Here is a 16,742-nt window from a genome sequence, read left to right as displayed (position 1 = left end):
ACATCAGTCCTCCAGAACCCAAGTGTCTTTGGTCCCACCGCCCTGGCTGGAATTCACCACAAGCGATCCTTCCCTGAGTGCGACACGGGTCAGCCCGCCCGGCGTGATGTTGATCCCCTTGGGCGAGCACAGCACATAGGGTCGCAGGTCAACATGACGCGGCGCAAGCTGCTTTTTCGCGAGGATCGGCACCGTCGAGAGCGACAGCGTCGGCTGCGCAATATAATTGCCCGGATTTTTCTTCAGCTTGGCCGAAAATGCCGCGATTTCGCGCTTGTTCGCGGCGGGGCCGACCAGCATACCGTAACCGCCCGAACCGTGAACTTCCTTCACAACGAGCTCCGACAGGTTTTCAAGCACATAGGCCAGCGCGTCCGGCTCGGAACAGCGCCACGTTTCCACATTTTTCAAAAGCGCCTGTTCGCCGGTGTAGAATTCGACGATCTCCGGCATGTAGGAATAAATCGCCTTGTCGTCCGCAATTCCGGTTCCGGGCGCGTTGGCAATCGTGATGTTGCCGGCGCGGTAGACATCCATGATCCCCGGCACACCCAGCATCGACTCCGGCTTGAAGTTCAGCGGATCTAGATAATCGTCATCGACCCGACGATAAAGCACGTCGATGGTCTTGAACCCTTGGGTAGTACGCATCGCGATGCGGCCATCCAGCACGCGCAAATCATGTCCTTCGACCAACTCGACACCCATCTGGTCGGCCAGAAAAGAGTGCTCGAAATACGCCGAGTTGTAGATGCCCGGTGTCAGGATTGCGACTGTTGGCTTGCCATCGCAGTTGGGCGGGGCGCAGGCCTCAAGCGAACGGCGCAGGTTCTTGGGATAATCGCTGACCTGCTGCACCCGGTTCTGGGTGAAGAGCTCGGGGAACATCTGAAGCATCGTTTCGCGATTTTCGAGCATGTACGACACGCCCGACGGCGTGCGTGCGTTATCTTCCAGCACAAAGAAATCATTCTCGCCGGTGCGCACGATATCGGTGCCGACGATGTGGGTATAGACGTTGCCCGGTGGCGAAAATCCGACCATCTGCGGCAGGAATGCCGCATTGCGCGAGATCAGCTCGACCGGGACGACACCGGCGCGCAAAATTTCCTGCCGGTTGTAGATGTCGTGCAGAAACGCGTTGATGGCGCGCACCCGTTGCTCGATCCCACGTGACAAGCGCGTCCACTCCGCATTCGCAATGATCCGCGGGATTAGATCGAAGGGGATCAGCCGCTCTTGAGCGGCGGCTTGGCCGTATACGTTGAACGTAATACCCGTCCGCAGGAAGAACGCTTCGGCTTCCTTGGATTTCTTGCTCAGCCGCGCCGGATCCTGCTCCGAGAACCAGGTGTTATAGCCACTATAGGGCGCGCGGACACTTGAATCACTTGCGAGCATTTCATCGAAATGGGGGTGTTTTGTATTCATATCGAAAAGATAGCCCGATTTTTGATCACTACAACACGCAGACAGAAAACGCCCTGAATTACACGGTCTTCGCGACCTCTACCGTCTGTTTTTTAAGCTCCATCACACCATAGGACGTCATGAACGACACATCCGCCGCATCCCGCCCGACCGCGACACGCACGAAATTGGAGGGCTGCGACATGCCGGTGGAATCAATCAAGTGCCACGCCCCTTCCAGATAGACCTCTGCCACCGCATGGAAATCCTGCGGCGTGACCTCTGGGCCGTAGCCGCTGACAAATCGCGCGGGCAAACCTGCGGCGCGGGCCATCCCAATCAGAACGTGGGCGTAATCGCGACAGACGCCCGCGCGGTTGTTAAAACTGTCGGTCGCCGTGGTCGCCGCATCGCTGATCCCGTTGTCATATGTGAAGTTGGCATTGATCCAGTCATTCAGCGCCGAAACGAGCGCGCCCCCGGTCAGATCGCCGAACGTCTGCGGCACGAATTCAAAGAAGGCTTCGGGATGGCAGTACCGCGACGGCATCAAATATTTCGTCACATCGCCGGGGGTTTCGATCAAAGGGCTGGCTTGAAGCGCCGCGAGATCGTGCGCGGTCCGCGTGACCTCGATCTGTGCGGTGTACTCACATTCAAAACGCTTGGGTGCCCGCAACCACCGGCGGGTACCGATGTCTTCGTCGTCGCCAATGACCCGGCTTTCGCCGTCGGCGTTCAGCGTCAGTGTCGACGCGTGACACGATTGTACCGGCTCGCGCGCCGCCTCGATCTGTAACAAGACGTCACACGGGTTTTCAGCCGTGTAGACAAGGTGCGTCCGAATGGAAATGAGCATGTGGTTTTCCGACAATGAAGGGCAGCAGGGTCGTGCATCATGGCATCTAGCGCCGCCCCTGTCGATGCTTGACGTGGCACCCTGCAGTCCGATTCCGAAAATAGCTCGTCCGGCAGAATGACCTGCACGCGCACGCAGTCCGTTGCACGCAAACGCAGCAGTCCGCCGTGCCATTCGGCGGTCTGCGCCGGATCAGCGAGCCACTGCGTTGCCTGAGACATCCCGCCCGCACCTGGATCAGTACCGATCCTGTGCCTTCTTTACAGAAAAACGATGCGAAGGCAGGGCAGACGGCAGTCTGTGACGACTGCACGGCGAGGCGCAACCTGGAGATGGAACATAACCGGGCGGCTGGCGCCAGAACCATTCCATCTGGTGCCCTTTGATCATCCGCCCATCTTCACGCAGCTTATGCCTTTTGCGCGTTCGGACGTACCCGTGCCGCGCTCTTGTCGGCAAAAGCTGCAAGCCGCGCGCGCGCATCCGGCTGGGTGTTGACCACGCCCGCAACGACCGCTTCGGCATAGGCGGCGTCCATCGCCGACATGTTCTGCATATGGCTTACCGCAGAACAGATCGCGAAATTCGACAGCGGCAGATTCTGCGCCGTCTTGCGCGCAAGCTCCAGCGCCGCGTCAAAGCTGGACCCGTCGGTAATATACTGCGCAAGCCCCAGATCCACGGCCTCCTGCCCCTGATAGACGCGGCCCGTCAGCATCATGTCGATCATCCGTGATTTACCGACCAGATCGGTCACGCGGATCGTGGCACCGCCGCCGGTGAACAGCCCCCGCTGACCTTCCGGCAAAGCGAAATAGGCGCTGTGGTCCATCACCCGGATGTGTGCCGAGCTGGCCAGTTCAAGCCCGCCGCCCACAACCGCCCCCTGCAACGCAGCGATGATCGGCACACCGCCGTATTCCATCTTGTTGAACGCCTCGTGCCAGCGCAGGCAGACATGCATGAAATCGGCCGCGCTGCGGTCCTCGTCGTGATGTTCGATCAGGTCAAGGCCTGCGCAGAAATGATCCCCCGCCCCCGCAAGGACAACGGCACGCACGCCCGCACGCGGTGCTGCGGAAAAGAAATCCACCAGCTCGTCGATGGTCGCAAGATCAAGCGCGTTGCGTTTGGAGGGTCGGTTCAGTGTCACGATCCAGACCCCGTCGTCATGCGCTTCGAGGGCAAGATTGGTGTAACGGGCGGGGTCGATATGGAGCGTCATGTTCAGTTCCTTCAAGTCGAATTTAATGGGCCCAAGCCTGCGGCAAACGGGCTCTGCCCCGCAGGTGATACAGCACCGACCGGTCCGTGCAAGAAAAACGCGCGCCGTTGCTCAATTCCTGCCCGCATTCTGCTTGGCACACCCCGCCGATCCATGGTCAGAGTTCCAGATCGTCGCCTGCTGTAACGCCACTGATCAGCTGGTAGGACAGCAGATTGCGGATATCAGCGGGATCGCGCGTCAACGGCCTTACGGCGGCAGACAGATTTATCAGATGCGCGCGCAACCTGGCATCAATCGCTACAGCCTCTTCCAGCGTGACAAAGCTGAACCGAAGTGCGACACCGGGCCGCGCCTGCGCCACGCGTGGCAGATCGGCAGGCAAAACGGCACCTATACGCGGATAGCCGCCGGTTGTCTGACACTCGGCCAGCAGCACGAACGGAGTGCCGTCGCCGGTGATTTGCACATCCCCCGGCACGATGACTTCGGACAACACGCTCAGCCCCGCTTCGGAATGAAAACCATCGCCCTCGGGCAGAATGCGCACGCCCATGCGGTTGCCCCGCGCGTCGCGTTGAAACGTGGTTGTCTCGAACCGGTCCAGTTCCGCCTGCGCGAAAAACGAGGTCTGTAGGCTTGGCACCAGCCGCACCGGTCCGCCATCAAAGCGCGGATCTGGCGGCAGGCACATGCTGGGGGCCTCCGCATTTCGGTCGGCCCCGATCTCGAGCGTGTCACCGGCGCCAAGCGCGTTCCCCAGCCCCGCCGCCAAATGCGCGCTCCGCCCGCCCAGCCGCTCTGGCGTGGCGATCCCGCCGCCCACGTGCAGATAGCCGTACACACCCTCATCCGCCGCGCCGATGCTCAGACGCGCCCCCTTTGGCAAGAAGTGACTGGCATTCCATGCAATTGCCGTTCCGTCGATGCCCGCGCGCATAGGCGCACCGGTCAGCGCAATACGCAGATCCGTGTCCGCCTCGAATTCGCCGCCCATCCCCGCCATCTCAATCGCAGCCATTGCTGGATCCTGCGCCAGCAGTGCGGCCCCCTCGTAAAGCGCCTGCCGGTCTGCCGCGCCACCCCGGGACAGGCCAAAGGATAGATAGCCCTCGCGCCCCATGTCCTGCACAGTCATGCCTGGGCCCGCCCGGCGGATCGTCAGCAGACGGCTCATGCGATGTCTTCCCGGACGGCACCGCCATCGGGGCCGGCGGCGCGCATGTTGTGCAGCGTCTCGGCATCCGTCGGCTCGAACAGCACTTCGTCACCGGGGCGCAGAACGAACGGTACTTCGGCATCGGGTCGGAAAAGTCTGAACGCGGTCTGGCCGATGTGTCGCCAGCCGGTCGGTGTGGAAACCGAGAACAGCACAAGCTGTCGGATCGCCACAGTCAGCGCGCCCTCTGGCACTTTATCGGTCAATGCGGTCTGGCGCGGGATGTCCCACGCAGACGACAGCGTGCCCAGATAGGGCTGACCCGGAGCGAAACCAATGGTCTGAACCCGCACCCGCGTTTCGCTGATTGAAGTGATCGCCTCCTGAACGCTCATCCCCGCCGCCGCTGCCGCCTCAGCGAGTTGCGGAGCAATGTCTGTGCCATAGACGGTCGGCACCCGCCACAGGCTGCGGCCTTCGGGCAGATCGGCGGCGTACCAGTCCCGCTCGCCCAGCAGCGTCTCAAGGGCCGCGCGCATCGCCGCGTGGTCGCGCCAATGCGGATCAAATTGCAGATAGGCGGAGACAAGCGAGGTCGAGGTATCGAGGATCCCGTCCCACCCCGCCCGCGCGACGGCTGCGCGGAACGCGAGAGCCGCGCGGTTCGCCGGCTCGCTCAGGCTGTCGCCGAAGCTTACCAGAAAACCGTCGAACCCGGCGGTTCGGATCTGTGGCCAATCCTGTGTCATGGTCGTTGCAACATATTCGGCAGCATGAGCGCAATCTGCGGGAAGGCGAAGACCGCCGCAACCATCATCAGCATCGCGGCGGCACAAGGAACGGCTCCGATCATTACATCAATCATCTTGCCGCTCTTGCGCACGCCTTGCACCATATAGCGGTTCAGACGCACGCGCAGTGTGGTTAACGCCATTTCCGACAGCACAATCATCAAGATGCCGAACCAGATCGGATCATATCCCTGCCGGATCACCAAGGGATCGATGATCGGGATGGTGATGACCGTCAAAGACGGCGTTTCGATGTAGAATCCGAGCACGAAATAGGTGCAGTCGACAACAAACATGAAGCCAAGCGGGAAAGGAGGATGCCCACCGGGATCGAAAGGGCAAACGGGCCCCGGATCCCGATAGACACAAGGGAAATCATATCGCGCCATCCGCTTCATCGAACCAGCCGATCGCCTCATCCGTCCGGTTGAGTTCGCCCCTGAACGCCATCACAAAAGCGGCGCTAAAGGCCGTACCGCGTCCGGGCGCATCTGCTACCGTCACATCGCCGCCCCATCCCCTTACCGTCCTGTGGATGAACGCAAGGTCAAGTCCGGTGTCCTGCACTTTCGTCAGTCGCGCGAACGGATCGAAGATCCGGACGTGCTCGGACTTGGGAATGCCGGGGTCATCGTCTTCTACCTCGAACACGGTTTGCGTAGCGGTGGTGCGGGCGCGCACGGTGATGTTTCCATCCGCCCGGTCGTGATACTTGACCGTGTTGGCGACGCATGAAGATATGCACCTTATAGGTGCCCAGAGCGGACGTGGCCAACCCGGTCCCCACACGCTCGGGTGTCAGGCAGAGAAACGGCATGATGTCGATCTTGCCCACGGCGAGAAGATCAGGAAATGCAGGCGTATTCCGGGAGACGGGAAAGCGGACATCATATCCTGCACTGCGAGAGTGTTGATCACATCGATGATGTACCCTTCTGCCTGCCCGCCAGCGCCGGTGAAACTGTCGGGATAGAAGTGGGCGTAGGTGGCGCGCAGGACCGGTCGGACCGAATTTCGCGCAGGTGCCATCTGGCTTCCCAGACAGCACAGCGCAAGATGAGTCCCAAAAGCGGACGCCTACAACTACAACCATCTTGACCCTGTCACTCGCTGCCTGCCTGGCAAAACCAATAGGCCCACAGGATGAAATCACGGTTAATTGCGACCCGGTCCGCTGGCAGGGTGTGCCCGGCGGTTGCAGTCGCGCGCGGATTGCGTAAAGTCGGCTAAAACCGGGGGGATTACAGATGCCGCAATGGTCACAAGCGATCACGGATCGCATCCGGACGGAGATTCATTACGACGGTCGGGAGATGAAGTGTTTCAGGGACCGGCCGGCGAATCTGAACGCGATGCTGGCCGCCGCATGCGCACGCACGCCGGACGGCGAAGCTTTGATAAGCGGCGACACCCGCCTGACCTATACAGCGTTTGACCGACAGATCGGCTGCCTTGCCGCGGGGTTGCAGGAGTACGGAATCGGCAAGGGAGACCGCGTCGCGCTGTTGCTCAGCAACCGGGCCGAATTTCTGACCGTGATGATGGCCTGCCTGCGGCTGGGGGCCATCGCCGTACCGATCAACATCCGCGAAGGGGCGGAGGAACTGGAATTCATCCTCAACCAATGCGGCGCACGTATCGTCGTGCACGGTACGGCGGTGGCGGACAGGCTGCCTGATCGTAGCGCCGTACCGGAAGTGGCGCATCTGTTTTGCGTCGGCGGCAATGTCGAAGGATCAGAGCCGTTCGCGACGCTGGTTGCCGATGCCCCGCTGACCCAGGCCGCGAATGTTGATGAGGAAGACATTGCCGTGATCCTCTATACCTCCGGCACGACGGGAAAGCCGAAGGGGGCCACGCTGACCCATCTCAACATCGTTCACTCCGCCATGCATTTCGAGCTGTGCATGGAATTGGGCGCGGACGAGCGGTCATTGCTCTGCGTCCCCGCAAGCCATGTAACAGGTCTGGTCGCCACGATCTTCACGATGCTGCAAACCGCCGGCTGCACCGTGATGATGGAGACTTTTGCAGCGCATGATTTTCTGGCTCTGGTAGAGCAGGAAAAGGTAACGCAAACGCTGATGGTGCCTGCGATGTACAACCTCTTCCTGCTGCGCTGCACCGTTGCGGACTACGATCTGTCGCACTGGCGTATCGGCGGCTACGGTGGCGCGCCGATGCCGCAATCGACGGTGCAGGAACTGTCGGAAAAGCTGCCGAACCTGTGCGTGATGAACGCCTATGGCGCGACCGAGCTGACCTCGGCGGTCACGATCCTGCCCATCGGCTATGGCGTGGAACGCTCAGACAGCATCGGCATCTCGGTGCCCTGCGCGGATATCCGGCTGGTGGACACGTCCGGCCAGGATGTGCCCGACGGCGAACATGGCGAGTTGTGGATCAAAGGGCCGATGACGGTTCCCGGCTATTGGAACAACCCCGAACGGTCCCGCAGCGAGTTTCACGATGGTTACTGGAAGAGCGGCGACATGGGATCGCGTGATGCGCAGGGCTTTATCCGTCTGCACGATCGGCGCAAGGATATGATCATCCGAGGCGGCTACAACATCTACAGCGTCGAGGTCGAGAATGCCCTGACCGCCCATCCCAGCGTGATCGAATGCGCCGCCATCGGGCGGGCGGATCCGGTGCTTGGCGAAAAGATGCACGTCTTTGTGCACACCAACGATACCGCGCTTGATACGGATGCGGTCAGAGCTTTCGTAAGATCAAAACTGGCTGATTACAAAGCCCCTGATTTCGTGACCTTCGATCCCGAACCGCTGCCGCGCAATGCCAACGGCAAGATCGTCAAGAACACGCTGCGCGCGCGCTTGCCGGATTAAAGCCCGAGCGACCGCCATGACAGGTTTCGTGGATCTGTTTTGAGCCGATACCGTTAAAATCCTGTGCTTGATCACAGCAGATGCCGCTGTTCCCTTCGGGTTACGGCAATCAGGGGGCGAGGTGCTCGGTAGGCAAAAGGCAATGCTCGGCTGTTCTACGGGTTCGATCTCGATACGCTTACTCTACTGATTATCATCTGCCGGGAATTGATGGCTTCGCCCAACGCGCCAAGAAGAACTCAGGCGGCACCAAGTCTTGTAGCCGGCTGTTTCCATTTAGTCCTGTGAAACCACCAATCCTATTGCGCGCAGCCGGTACTGGAAAATGCGAGGCTTATAAATTTCTCGAACCGTGTCATCTTCGCTGGGCGGCTGTTAGGGAAAGCTCGACATTCGACGCTGTGCTTCCTGAACACGCAATACCGGGGCAGCGGCCTTCCTGTGGTTGCCCGTGTCACTTGCCACATCTTCGCCGAATAAATCCTGAATTTCGGCACGGCAGGTCTCCGGGATCGCCTCCATCGCCATACGGCCCGGAAAGAAGCTCTCTGTCGGGGTGCCATTTGCGTAGATAATCTGATGCGCAGAGAAAACGAGATGGATATAGGTCACCTGACGTCTGCCGTGTGCCACGCGAACTCCTCGCCTTGGAAGCAGCGCTTTGGCAGGCACCAGGACCATGTTCCCCGACGGGTCCACCACCAGCATACGGTGCTGTGGAGATACGCAAAGCTTGCTGTGCGGACGGCTCGGACCAAGGGAATCCTTTGAAAATGCGATTGGCTTCAACCGTTCCGGTGCAGTTCTGAAATCCAGTTTTCGAACCAGTATTGCCCGGACGGGTTGCACGCCGTTATCGCGTGTCAGAACGAGGTTGCCGATCTCAATTTTTTCAACGGCGGTCTCACCGTTCGGGGTTTTGATCATGGTACCATCTGCGAAACAGACTGCATTCACCTCATTGTTCGATGTCGATATCAGTTTAACGTCATTGAATCTGCTGTGTCTGAGTTCACCAATCTGAATCGACTGCACATTCATGTCGCCATAGCTGTCGTTGGGTATGGCAAAATGTCTGACATCACCGCCGTTTGAAACAGTCAGAAAGACCACATCAAGATTGATTTCCATGCCGGAACCAAAGGTCTGCTGGCTTCCATCCCCGAGAGTGAACTTGCCGCCAGAAGACGGTTTCTGAATCAGATCGATGTTGTAGGAAACACCGCCGATCAGAATATCGTCACCCTCATCGAACTCATTGTCATTCAAATCCGAGGAGCTTACCTGATCCACGACACTCAGGAGGTTTCCCGCAGCGTGAGAATACGTGGTATTCTCGCTGATGTCTGTAAGTTCAAGAAAATCAAAAACTGTCGCCATGGCGCGTCCCCGTTTCAACCAGTGCGGGGAACGAAACCGCGCACAAAAGAGGGTCACTTTCGGCGCAACACTCGCCGCCGCTTGTAAAGGCGGTTCGTAAACAATCCCCAAAGCCCCCCGAGCCATTCGCATCAAATGCTCTCCAAATACGCCGGAGACAGCTGTTCGGTCTCAGATCACTCCAGCACCCTGTCAGATCGCCAGTTTTGCGCAGAGGGCCAGATTGCACTGATGTGTCGGATCCTCTGGGGTGCGCGACGGCACCAAATGTGCGGTATTCCCTACGAACCAGACAAGGTTTATACGACCGTAAACCGAACGCCCGGGCGAACCTGATTTTCACGCGGCATCATACCCTCCCCCTGTCACATCCGGCCCGCGCGATATTGCGCGAAACGCCCGATGCCGCTAGTATTGGCGCACCAGAACGCCGGGTTCACGGCGCTGGTGATCTGGATTCTCTGAAAATGACGTATGCGAACCTGGCTCGGTACGAGCAGCACCTGAAATGGCTGGCGTTTACGCTTGGCCTGTGCAGCACAATTTCGATCGTTCAGAATTGGCAGCTGGCAGCGATGTTGCTGGGGTTGCCGTTCTGTCTGATCTGGGTGTACTGCGGCTGGCTGCGCGCCGAGCCGCAGCTGAAGTACATCAATATCGTCTTCTCGGCCCTCTACCTCTATGGGATCGCACGGTATCTCGTGCTCGCTGCATAACACGCAGGCTACGCCTTGATGCCGTAAATGATCGTATGCGCGAGGCCATCCGCGATGGCAGCCCGGTCTGCGGCACTTTGATCGGGGCGAATCCGGTACCAGTCGACCAGACCGTTGAGCGCACCCATCACCGCGCGGCCGGCAAGGTCCACATTGGGTACGTCAAGCGTTCCGGCGGCCTTGCCCGACCGGAGCACGTCGCGGAACAGGTTTTCATAGCCGTTGCGCTGCTCGATCAGTTCTGTCAGCACCTCCCGCTCGGCCTGCGTGGTCGGACCGCGCAGATAGATGTCCACGCCAAGACGAATACTGCGCTGATATGGTAAGGTGTCCATCATCACATGCGCATGGGCAACCGCCATCCGAAACAGCTTTTCGTCGGCTGGGATGTCCTGTTTCAGGACCGGCTCGACCGCGTCGAAACAATATTGCATCGCCTGTCGGTGCACCGCGAAATAGATCGCGTTCTTGGAGCGGAAGTGATGATACACCCGCCCCTTGGTCGCGCCGAGCACGTCCGCGATATCGTCGATTGTCGCTTTTTCCAGCCCCTTCGCCATGAAACATTGCGCTGCCGCGTCGGTGATTTGCTGAAGGCTCTCCGCCTTGCCAGCCGATAGCGCCTGATGCTTGTTCACAAGCTGTCTCCCCCCGTTTTTCCTCTCCTGCGATGTGACTGTTCCATAATTTTCCCGTGGACAGTGGCGCGTTCCCCCCTACCTCCTCAAGTCGGGGCAACGCGCATGCACATCTGCAATTCCTCCTACATCCCGCGCCGGACGGGCGCATCACGGATATTCGTATTGACACCCGCGCGCGGCATGTAGAGGTTAGCATACTACCGGGAATGTTGGTCTGCCAGCCCAAACCGGGATATCACCCACCGCGACCCAAGAAGAGTGGGTCGCGGAGCAAAACAAAAAATGATCCCTGCATCCGGCACATCGCGTGCCGGACAAAACTGCATACGCTTGGAGGAGCACCATGAAAACACCCAAAATCAACCTGACGCTTGCCGCGACGCTCGTCGCATCCGCAGTTGCCGGACAGGCCGTGGCGAAAGAACGGCTCAACTTTGCCTACGGCTATCCGAACACCTCAGCCGTGGGTCAGGCGGTCGACAATTACGCCGCAGCAATCGAAGAGCGTTCGGACGGCGAAGTGACGGCCACCGGTTTTCCGATGTCGCTGCTGAGCCTTTCGGAAACCAGCGCGGGTGTGCGTGATGGCTTGGCCGACGTAGGTTTTGTGCTGACCCCGTATTTCGCCGCAGAATACCCGACCAACCTGTTCCTGCACGAGATGAACCTGCTCATCAACCTTGTCGAGAATCCCAACGGCAAGGAGCCGCTCGCGTTTACCGGTGCGATGCTGGAATACACGTTGAACGATTGTCCCGAATGCCTCGAAGAGTTCAAGGCGCAAAATCAGGTCTGGACCGGTGCCGGTGTGACGCCGCTCTACAACATGCTGTGCAAAGATGTAAAAGTCACGTCGATCGAAGATCTCAAGGGTAAGCGGCTGCGTGCCGGTGGTGCCGGGTTCGTCCGCTTTGCCGAACATTTCGGCGCTCAGGGCGTACGCTTGCCAGTCAGCGAAGTCTATGAGGCGCTCGATCAGGGCATTCTCGACTGCGCCATGCTCAGCGCGCCCGAGCTTACCAACTACAACCTGCATGAGGTCGTCACCGACATCACACTGGGCGTGCCGGGCGGTGCTTTCGCCGGTGTCGCAAGCGCCAACATCAACCTTGATCGCTGGAAGGGCATGGACGACGCTTCGCGCGAAGTGCTTTTGTGGGGCGGCAGCCACATGACAGCGAACACCACCTGGAACTTCTACACAGATGACGCGACCGCGATCCAGAACGCGCGGGACAAGGGCATCAACATCCACCAGGCAGAGCCGGAACTGACCGCAGCCGTACAGGAGTTCGTGAAGCAGGATCTCGAAACCGTATCGGCCCTTTTCAAGGACACCTACGACGTCGCACGCGCCGGAGAGATCGCTGACGCGTTCCCAGCGCTGCTCGAAAAGTGGAACGGTCTGGTTGCGGACGTCGACAGCAACGAGGCGTTGCAGCAACTGTACTGGGACGAAGTTCTGTCCAAGGTCGACCCCGCGACATACGGCCAGTAAGCCTGAAAGCGTGTAACGACGGGCGCCCTTTTCGGGCGCCCGTTTTCCCTTCCCCAACAATCTGGAATTGACCCATGAAAGCTATCGGCAAGGCTATTTCATGGCTGATCACCGGCCTTTCCTCGGTCGCGGGCATCATGGTGGTGCTGCTGGTTTGCCATGTCACAATCGACGTCGCGATGCGGTTCGTATTCGAGACGCCGCTGAACGCGACGATCCTGTATGTTTCGGCATTCTACATGGTCGCCATCGCCTTCCTGCCGCTCGCGGCGGTCGAGGAAAAGGACAGCCATATCGCTGTTGAACTGCTGGTCGAACGGTTCCCCACCAAGGTGCAGTCGGTGATCGCGGTTTTCGCGTCACTGATCACGTTCATCGTTACCGCAACCGTTGCGGTCCGCACCGGGCAGGAAGCGATGGCGAAATACGCCACCGGCTCCTACTCGATCGAGGCTGGCGGCAAGATCATCACCTGGCCCACCTACTTCGTGCTGCCTCTCGGCTTTGGCCTGATGGCACTTGTGGCGCTGTGGAAAATCTACGGCATGGTCACCGGCCGGGAAACGGGTCTGAGCAGCCTCACCATCGAAGATCCCTATCTGTCCGACGAGGAAGTGATATGACCGAACTCCAGATCGCCGCCATCTTTGTCGGCATTCTCTTCTTTCTGATCCTGATGCGGATCCCGATCGGCGTCGCGCTGATCGCGGTCTCGTTCGGCGGGTTGTGGTCGATGTTCAACTGGAACATCGCCTGGGGCAGCCTGGGCATCGTACCCTACAATTTCGCAAATTCATGGGTGCTCAGTTCGATCCCGGCATTCCTGTTCATGGGGTTCATCTGCTATCACACACGGCTTACCCAAGGGCTGTTCAGCGCGGCACAGATCTGGCTGTCGGGCCTTCCGGGCGGGCTTGCCATCGCGTCCGTATTCGGCTGTGCGGGGTTTGCCGCCGTCACCGGATCGTCGGTCGCGTGCTCGGCCGCCATGGGCAAGATTGCGGTCCCAGAAATGATGCGCCACAAATACAGCGGTGAGCTTGCCACCGGGACGGTCGCCGCTGCGGGCACCATCGGCGCGCTCATTCCACCCTCGATCCTGATGATCCTTTACGGCATCATCGCGCGCCAGTCGGTCAGCCAGCTTTTCCTCGGTGGCCTCGTCGTCGGGGTGATCACGCTTTTGGCCTATATCGTGTTGATCATGGTGCGCGTCTGGCTGAACCCCAAGCTGGCCCCTCCGGTCGAAAGCAAGGCAACAGCGGCCGAGAAGATCCGTGCGCTGGGCCAGACATGGCCGGTTCTGCTGATCGTGATCGGTGTCTTTGCGGGTCTTTTCGGCGGCGCCTTCACCCCCACCGAAGCAGGTGCCATCGGCGCGTTCCTGTCCACCTTGGTGGCCCTGATCTACCGCACGCTGACGTTCAAGGCGCTGCGCATGGCCGTCACGGAAACGCTGACCACTACCGCGGCCCTTCTGATCATCGCAGTCGGGGCCAGCCTGCTGACCCGCTTTCTGGCGCTCTCGGGCATCGGTGACGCGATGTCGGACGCGATCCTGTCGTTCGGTGCCTCGCCTATCCTGATCATCTTCGGCATTGTCGTTGTCTATCTGCTGCTCGGCATGATGCTGGAACCGGTAGGCGCGATGCTCTTGACCCTGCCGATCGTTCTGCCGCTGGTGGACGAGACGGGCTATAGCCTGCTGTGGTTCGGTGTCGTTCTGGTCAAACTGCTGGAGATCGGGATGATAACGCCGCCCATGGGGATGAACGTGTTCGTCATCAAGGGCGTCGTCGGCAACATCGCATCACTATCGAGCATCTTCCGCGGGGTGTTCTGGTTCGTAATCATCGATCTGGTCATCATCGCGGGGCTCGTTGCCTTCCCGCAGATCGTGCTTTTCCTGCCCGAATGGGCTGGTTGACGCGCTCTGCACTCTGACGGCGCGCGCGGCTTTAACGGTCGGGCGCGCCGCTAAGTCGTCTGCACGACAGACTGACCAAGGCCGCCGATACGCGCCCCTGCGACGCGGGCAACGATGACAAGAGACACCAGCATTCCGGTCCCGACGCCGGCTGCGATCCCGATGCGGACGCCCGTCAGCCCCCAGTCGACTACTTGCGTGAACAGCCAGATGAACGCGGCGATGCCGATCCACTGGCGATAGATCCCGATCCACATGGTCAAATGCGCTTTCTTTAGTGCCTGCAGCAGGGAATTGATCGAGAAAAGCACGACGTAAACCGGCAGAATAACCGCCTCTACCTTGAGGAACAGGGCACATATTCTGATGACTTCCGGATCGTCCGAGAAAAGCGACGCCGCCAGACCACCGCCGAACCACAGAAACGGAAACGCGCAGGTCGTGCCCATGACACCCATGATCCAGCAGCGGTGGAACGCAGCGCGCACGCGGTCGTACTCTCCGGCACCGAAATTCTGCGCTGCGATGGGGACCAGCGCGATGGCGACGCCCAGCGCCGGCAGCAGGAACAACTGCTCGATGCGCATGGTGATGCCATAGGCCGCAAGTGCCGCCGCGCCATATTCTTTCAAAGCGTACTGCACGATGAAGGCACTGGAAAAAGTCACCAGAAGCGCAAACGCGGACGGAAACGCCTGCGCGCCAATTTCATAGTATTTTGCGGGCGACGGAATGAACTCGTGCAGCCGCAGGTCGGCCATGACGGCGCGTCCGAAAATACGGCTGAGGATAAAGATCGCGACTCCGGACTGGCTGATCACTGTCGCAAGCGCGATGCCGTTGAAGCCCATGCCGGGTACGACTCCTGGAATACCGTACATCAACAACGGATTAAGACCGACATTAACGAAGAACGCCACCGTCAGCGCACGCTGCATCGACCGGGTATCGCCGCGTGCCTGCAAGATCCCGTTACCGCCGTAGCCTATGATGAACGCGGGCAGCGCGAGGATCAGCCAAGTGAAATAGGCGAGTCCCGCCTCGCGGTAACCGCCCGGCTCCGACACCAGCGCAATCAAAGACGGCCCCGTCAGCAGCGCCACGCCGATCATTGCAAGCGTGCCCAGCACCGCAAACCCGATGCCCTGCGCCGCGAGGAACCGCGCATCGGCCACATCCCTGCGGCCCTTGGCGTTGCCCACCAGCGCGCTCAACGCAGCGCCGGTTCCGAAACCGATGGCGACGAGGATGAAAAACGCCTGAAACCCCACGGCCAGCCCCGCCTGTGCCTGAGTGCCAAAGAACCCCGCATAGAACGTATCGACGACATTATAGAGCGTGCTGAACAACATGCCCACGGCAGCGGGCAGCGCCAGACGGCGAAAATGGCCGGGGACCGGTCCGCGGGTGAGGTCTTCGTCGATCATCGCAGTGCTTTCGTGGGGGGAATTCAACGCATAAAAAGGGCGCCCCCATGGTCAAGGCGCCCTCTCCTGTTTCTATTGATCTGTCGTTACAGACCCCATTTATAGGCGACTTCCTCGAAGAAGCCTTCGGTTTTCTTCAACTCGATCCAGCTGTTGATGTAGTTGATCCAGACCTGATCTGTCTGCGGCAGCAGCATTGCGATGGGCGTAGGCGCACGGGCCTGCGACACTTCGATCTGGCGCACGTTCGGGAACTTCTGCAACAGGGTCGACCCTTCGATGTTGGATGTCACGAAAACATCCGCACGGCCCGACAGAACTTCCTGAAACCCGCGCGCGGGCGCTTCGACTACGATGATCTCCGCTTCGGGGAACCATTCCTTGACCATCTTCTCGAACGAAGTGCCCAACGTGGTGGCGACCTTCACCTCTGGCCTGTTGATGCTGTCCCATCCGCTGAAATTGCTCGACTTGTCTTCGGTGGTGAATGGAAACATCTCGACCGCGATGTAGCTGTGCGAGTATCCGGCCGCTTTCAGCCGCGCGGGGCTGATCGAGGCGGATCCGGTCATGTGGTAATTGCCCGATACAACGCCGTTCACCAGCGTTTTCCAATCCGTCGGCACCATCTCGAGCGCGACCCCCATATCGGTCGCAAGCTGCGTCATGATGTCGATGTCATAGCCCACGTAGGAATTCGTTGCAGGATCGCGCACCGACATCGGGTTCCAGTCGCCCGTCGTGCCGACTTTCAGCGTCCCGGAAGACAGAACATCGTTCAGCGCGGATTGTGCCATCACAGGGGGTGCCAGCAAAGAAGTGGCAAGGCCCACGGCGAGGCCAAATTTTTTCAGCAAATT

The 16,742-nt window shown here is 59.8% G+C and carries 17 protein-coding genes; 5 read left to right on the top strand and 12 right to left on the bottom strand.

Annotated features, from left to right (window positions below):
- Window positions 1-3 precede the first annotated feature (3 nt).
- The 8 genes from Q1A06_RS16200 to Q1A06_RS16165 all read right to left on the bottom strand — a co-directional run bounded on the left by Q1A06_RS16200 (window position 4) and on the right by Q1A06_RS16165 (window position 6,473).
- Window positions 4-1,431: a circularly permuted type 2 ATP-grasp protein gene (locus Q1A06_RS16200; protein WP_299566005.1), complete on the bottom strand. Its 1,428-nt coding sequence runs from the start codon at window positions 1,429-1,431 to the stop codon at window positions 4-6.
- 58 nt (window positions 1,432-1,489) lie between these two features.
- Window positions 1,490-2,269, bottom strand: coding sequence for a transglutaminase family protein (locus Q1A06_RS16195; protein ID WP_299566003.1), 780 nt, complete (start codon window positions 2,267-2,269; stop codon window positions 1,490-1,492).
- Window positions 2,270-2,678: 409 nt separating this feature from the next.
- Entirely contained in the window at window positions 2,679-3,494 is an 816-nt protein-coding gene (locus Q1A06_RS16190; protein WP_299566000.1) for a crotonase/enoyl-CoA hydratase family protein, read from the bottom strand.
- 157 nt (window positions 3,495-3,651) lie between these two features.
- Window positions 3,652-4,671: a biotin-dependent carboxyltransferase family protein gene (locus Q1A06_RS16185; protein WP_299565997.1), complete on the bottom strand. Its 1,020-nt coding sequence runs from the start codon at window positions 4,669-4,671 to the stop codon at window positions 3,652-3,654.
- A complete protein-coding gene (locus tag Q1A06_RS16180; protein ID WP_299565994.1) occupies window positions 4,668-5,402 on the bottom strand; it encodes a carboxyltransferase domain-containing protein in 735 nt (244 codons plus the stop codon). The genes Q1A06_RS16185 and Q1A06_RS16180 overlap by 4 nt, the downstream gene beginning before the upstream one ends.
- Window positions 5,399-5,842 (bottom strand): TRAP transporter large permease subunit, encoded by a 444-nt coding sequence (locus tag Q1A06_RS16175; RefSeq protein ID WP_366523538.1) that lies wholly within the window; start codon window positions 5,840-5,842, stop codon window positions 5,399-5,401. The genes Q1A06_RS16180 and Q1A06_RS16175 overlap by 4 nt, the downstream gene beginning before the upstream one ends.
- Window positions 5,820-6,233: a HAMP domain-containing sensor histidine kinase gene (locus Q1A06_RS16170; RefSeq protein ID WP_299565991.1), complete on the bottom strand. Its 414-nt coding sequence runs from the start codon at window positions 6,231-6,233 to the stop codon at window positions 5,820-5,822. Before Q1A06_RS16170 ends, Q1A06_RS16175 begins: the two co-directional genes overlap by 23 nt.
- A gap of 9 nt (window positions 6,234-6,242) precedes the next feature.
- On the bottom strand, window positions 6,243-6,473 hold the full coding sequence (locus Q1A06_RS16165) for a hypothetical protein (RefSeq protein ID WP_299565988.1): 231 nt from the start codon (window positions 6,471-6,473) through the stop codon (window positions 6,243-6,245).
- A 218-nt stretch (window positions 6,474-6,691) separates the two neighbouring features.
- On the opposite strand from Q1A06_RS16165, the gene Q1A06_RS16160 reads away from it, so the two are divergent.
- A complete protein-coding gene (locus Q1A06_RS16160) occupies window positions 6,692-8,293 on the top strand; it encodes a class I adenylate-forming enzyme family protein (protein ID WP_299565985.1) in 1,602 nt (533 codons plus the stop codon).
- A gap of 375 nt (window positions 8,294-8,668) precedes the next feature.
- On the opposite strand, the gene Q1A06_RS16155 is transcribed toward Q1A06_RS16160, so the two are convergent.
- Entirely contained in the window at window positions 8,669-9,673 is a 1,005-nt protein-coding gene (locus tag Q1A06_RS16155) for a Hint domain-containing protein (RefSeq protein WP_299565982.1), read from the bottom strand.
- 467 nt (window positions 9,674-10,140) lie between these two features.
- Between Q1A06_RS16155 and Q1A06_RS16150 the strand changes: the two genes are divergently transcribed.
- Window positions 10,141-10,389 (top strand): peptidase, encoded by a 249-nt coding sequence (locus Q1A06_RS16150; RefSeq protein ID WP_299565980.1) that lies wholly within the window; start codon window positions 10,141-10,143, stop codon window positions 10,387-10,389.
- An 8-nt stretch (window positions 10,390-10,397) separates the two neighbouring features.
- On the opposite strand, the gene Q1A06_RS16145 is transcribed toward Q1A06_RS16150, so the two are convergent.
- Window positions 10,398-11,027: a TetR/AcrR family transcriptional regulator gene (locus tag Q1A06_RS16145; protein ID WP_299565977.1), complete on the bottom strand. Its 630-nt coding sequence runs from the start codon at window positions 11,025-11,027 to the stop codon at window positions 10,398-10,400.
- Window positions 11,028-11,373: 346 nt separating this feature from the next.
- On the opposite strand from Q1A06_RS16145, the gene Q1A06_RS16140 reads away from it, so the two are divergent.
- The 3 genes from Q1A06_RS16140 (at window position 11,374) to Q1A06_RS16130 (ending at window position 14,455) form a co-directional block, all read left to right on the top strand.
- Window positions 11,374-12,528, top strand: a complete 1,155-nt coding sequence (locus Q1A06_RS16140; protein ID WP_299565974.1) for a C4-dicarboxylate TRAP transporter substrate-binding protein — start codon at window positions 11,374-11,376, stop codon at window positions 12,526-12,528.
- Between the two features lie 74 nt (window positions 12,529-12,602).
- Window positions 12,603-13,151 carry a TRAP transporter small permease gene (locus Q1A06_RS16135; protein ID WP_299565971.1) on the top strand — a complete coding sequence of 183 codons (549 nt, stop codon included), beginning with the start codon at window positions 12,603-12,605 and terminating at the stop codon, window positions 13,149-13,151.
- On the top strand, window positions 13,148-14,455 hold the full coding sequence (locus Q1A06_RS16130) for a TRAP transporter large permease (RefSeq protein WP_299565968.1): 1,308 nt from the start codon (window positions 13,148-13,150) through the stop codon (window positions 14,453-14,455). The genes Q1A06_RS16135 and Q1A06_RS16130 overlap by 4 nt, the downstream gene beginning before the upstream one ends.
- Window positions 14,456-14,505: 50 nt before the next feature.
- Here the strand turns inward: Q1A06_RS16130 and Q1A06_RS16125 are convergent, their stop codons facing one another.
- Together Q1A06_RS16125 and Q1A06_RS16120 are read right to left on the bottom strand one after the other, a co-directional pair.
- Window positions 14,506-15,882, bottom strand: a complete 1,377-nt coding sequence (locus Q1A06_RS16125) for an MATE family efflux transporter (protein ID WP_299565964.1) — start codon at window positions 15,880-15,882, stop codon at window positions 14,506-14,508.
- Window positions 15,883-15,968: 86 nt separating this feature from the next.
- Complete coding sequence (locus Q1A06_RS16120) at window positions 15,969-16,679, bottom strand: transporter substrate-binding domain-containing protein (RefSeq protein ID WP_299566087.1); 711 nt, start codon at window positions 16,677-16,679, stop codon at window positions 15,969-15,971.
- Window positions 16,680-16,742: the final 63 nt, after the last annotated feature.

Origin of the sequence: uncultured Sulfitobacter sp. (assembly GCF_947497275.1) — a bacterium.
Classification (GTDB): domain Bacteria; phylum Pseudomonadota; class Alphaproteobacteria; order Rhodobacterales; family Rhodobacteraceae; genus Sulfitobacter.
This window is presented reverse-complemented; position numbering and strand designations above follow the sequence as displayed.